The organism is Arenibacter amylolyticus (genome assembly GCF_002150785.1).
GTDB lineage: Bacteria > Bacteroidota > Bacteroidia > Flavobacteriales > Flavobacteriaceae > Arenibacter > Arenibacter amylolyticus.
This window is the reverse complement of record NZ_MTAZ01000097.1, coordinates 1-2,856: the sequence shown is the minus strand read 5'-3', so window position 1 is coordinate 2,856 and position 2,856 is coordinate 1. Positions and strand designations below refer to the sequence as shown.

Genomic DNA, 2,856 nt, shown 5'->3' with positions numbered 1-2,856 from the left:
AGCAAAATTGTATCGAGAAGTCCAAATCAACACATTTCCAAATTGACAAATCAAAAACCCATTGCTACATTAGCAAATCGTTATATTGTTCCATTACCCCCCCCCTTTTCAAATTAAAATTTCCCCATAAGTTTAAATATAGCTATCTTTGCAGCTGTTTTTAAATTTTATTGCAACTTGTAAGTTCATCACTTCAAGTGATGCTCAATTTTCTTCCCCCGTAAAGAGCTAACTTGAGCTATTAGCTATTATAGAGAAACTATTTATCCCTAAATTCCAACCATGACAACGTTAGAGTACGCATCCTCATTGTTATCCAACAAATACCTTATGGTGTTGGTAGTATTACTTGTTTCCGTTTTAGTGTCTTTACGCGCCTACCCGGTTATGATTCTTCTGGTTAGTAGAAAAAGGCTAATGGACACCCCAGTAAGTAGGAGCATGCACACTACCAGAACTCCAACATTAGGAGGGATTATAGTTTTTATTATTTTTACCATCACCCTTATTACCATGTCGCTCTTATTAGGACTTCCACGAGAGAGCCTTTTAGATATCCTTGCCATCCTTGCTGGAACCATTTTGCTGATGTCGGCCGGGGTGAAGGACGACCTGATTGGGATATCCCCAAAGAAAAAATTGATCATACAAATATTTGCCGCAGGTGTAGTGGTATTAATTACCGACCTACGGATTACCCACGGGTATGGCATTTTTGGATTAGGCGAACTGCCGTATTTGATATCGGTACTATTAACACTTTTTGTGTTTATAGTGGTCATCAACGCCTTTAACCTGATAGATGGATTGGACGGACTCGCAGGAACCATAGGTACTATTACCAGTGCGGCTTTTGGCGCCTTCTATTTTTTAAACGATCGCACCGCCATGATTCTGGTATCCTTTGCCTTGATAGGTGCCCTTTTGGGATTCCTTAGATACAACCTATCCAGAAAACGTAAAATATTCATGGGCGATTCAGGCTCTATGTTTGTAGGGTTCTTATTGACCTACCAGGCAGTTTCCTTTTTAAATTACAATACGGTGGCTACAAACTCTGAAGCACTAAGACATGCACCAATTCTAGCGATTGCCATTTTGTCCTTTCCGTTACTGGATACGCTTAGGGTGTTTACTATTCGCATCGCACAGAAGCGCAGTCCGTTCAGTGCGGACCGTAACCACATACACCACCGCTTGTTGGACATGAAGTTTACCCATAAAAAAGCTACAATGATTCTGGGTTTGCTAAATATTAGCGTTATCCTCGTTGCTATAACGATCAGTGGACTAACCATCAACACCCAGCTATGCTTATTGTTGTTTTTTATGCCACTAATCTATAGCTCCCCATGGCTCATCACCCGCAAGGAAGGTAAAATCCGCCTCACTGTTCCGCAGAACATCAAGAAATTGATTGGCTAGGAAAGTGTGAAGTAGGTCGGTTCAGTGATCAGTAAAAAGTGATCAGTGGTCAGTAGGATTAAATGAAAAGTTGAAATAAGAATTGAAGCTCTAGGCTATAAGCAATAGGGAGTAAATGCAATACATTAGTACATTAACAAATTGTTGCATTAATTGATACCTTTTCATAGAAATCCCCGTCACTTCGAGCCCGCCTGCCGGGGTAGGACCGCCTGCAGTCGAGGCAGGTGGTTTTATGAAGCGGAGCGGAATAAAATTGTATCGAGAGGTCTAAATTGACTCACTGTTAAAATTTCAGAATACCCCATTGTTACATTAATTAACTGTTACATTTTCACATTAGAAAATCATTTTCAAATTAACTCATTAACAAATTTCCAAATTAAACTATGCCCTGGTTCGTCCTTCATACAAAACCCCAGAATGAAAAGAAAGTCGCGCTACGTCTACAGAATATTGGCATAGAGGCTTACTGTCCGTTACGTACGGAAATTCGTCAATGGAGCGATCGTAAGAAGAAAGTGGAAGTTCCCTTATTACCCTCCATGATATTGGTAAACATCGAGGAGAATGCCAGAAACAGTGTTTTCCAGGCTCCTGGGGTCCTCAGATACATGTTTTGGCTAGGTAAACCCGCTGTTGTCACTCAAGAAGAGGTAGACGCCCTCCAGGAGGTAGAATCCAGTAAAAACAATCACAATATAGAAGTAGAAGCCATTAAACCCGGCACCAAATTAGACCTCACAAAAATGGGCTTCAAAGCTCAGGAAGGAACAGTAAAGTATGTTTCTGGTAATCAGTGTTGGGTGGTTTTGGAGGGACTTGGTTATGTAGTGAAGCTAGAAATCTAGCTTAGTATTGATGGGTTCAGTAACCAGTAATCAGTAAGAAGTGGTCAGTAAACGATTTTTCAATAATCAATAAACAGTTAGCAATTATGTACGTCCCTGATATAGGTTGCCCCCTTCCAAGGATGAAATCAAAAAAGTTCCTCCCTTTACCCTGTGCGAAGCGTAGTCGCAGTATAAAGGGAGGTGGTTTGCCTGAAAGTGCAAAGCGGAGGGATTTTTTATAGTATTGAGTACAAAGTAGTGAGTCCAGTAATCAGTAAACGGTAATCAGTAGGCAGGGATTTTAGGGAACAATAATATTTTGTCTGGTCGAGCACCAACCGAAAGAACCATTCTGTCGGGCAGTCGAGAACTTCTTTATAAACGATTTATAGCAGAAAAAGTCTTACCCCTACCCTAAAGGGTGGACTTTCTCTCAACTTCTCAAAAACTCAAAAACTCAAAAAAAATATTGAATAGCCCCGTGATTTATCACGGGGATCAAAAGGGAATCAGCATTTCGGCTTTAGCCAAGGCTTAAAAGCTGAACTCGTACTGGACACTATCCCGCAATTTGTGTAAGTAGAAAATAGAGGGTGCT

Annotated in this window: 2 protein-coding genes; both read left to right on the top strand. The window is 40.7% G+C overall.

The window, feature by feature from the left end; translation table 11 throughout:
- Positions 1-282: 282 nt before the first annotated feature.
- Positions 283-1,425: an MraY family glycosyltransferase gene (locus BV214_RS16595; protein ID WP_086478614.1), complete on the top strand. Its 1,143-nt coding sequence runs from the start codon at positions 283-285 to the stop codon at positions 1,423-1,425.
- 389 nt (positions 1,426-1,814) lie between these two features.
- Positions 1,815-2,276: a UpxY family transcription antiterminator gene (locus BV214_RS16590; RefSeq protein WP_086478613.1), complete on the top strand. Its 462-nt coding sequence runs from the start codon at positions 1,815-1,817 to the stop codon at positions 2,274-2,276.
- Positions 2,277-2,856: the final 580 nt, after the last annotated feature.

What these genes read in the sequence shown, in the direction of transcription:
- BV214_RS16590 (WP_086478613.1), top strand. Translation starts at nt 1,815, where the DNA reads ATGCCCTGGTTCGTCCTTCATACAAAACCCCAGAATGAAAAGAAAGTC.
- BV214_RS16595 (WP_086478614.1), top strand. Translation starts at nt 283, where the DNA reads ATGACAACGTTAGAGTACGCATCCTCATTGTTATCCAACAAATACCTT.